Origin of the sequence: Psychrobacter sp. CAL346-MNA-CIBAN-0220, from assembly GCF_040309805.1 — a bacterium.
GTDB lineage: Bacteria > Pseudomonadota > Gammaproteobacteria > Pseudomonadales > Moraxellaceae > Psychrobacter.
In genome coordinates, this window is the sequence record NZ_JBEOPF010000155.1 from 1 (window position 1) to 280 (window position 280).

Sequence of the window (280 nt, forward strand, 5' to 3'; positions counted from 1 at the left end):
GCATTAACATTAGAGTTATTGTTCTAAATATTAGAGTTATTACTCTAAAAAATAGATATTATCAAAGGAACTACTGATGAGTAAAATAAAAAAAACGCTCTTAAGCCTGGCGGCTGTATCTGTATGTGTATTGGCTGGCGTCATGTTTTATGCCACTGACATCGCAAAAGGTGACCTTCCTGCAACAGACCCGCAAAGCTACACTACCATTGAAGCGAATGGCCTTAGTTTTGCCGTTGATATCCGCGGAGACAAAACGGGGACACCGGTTATATTACTC

General features: G+C 40.0%; 1 protein-coding gene. It reads left to right on the top strand.

The features are described 5' to 3' along the window. Positions 1–76: 76 nt before the first annotated feature. The coding region (locus AAEY88_RS13110) for a hypothetical protein (protein WP_350563086.1) at positions 77–280 on the top strand (204 nt) is incomplete at its 3' end.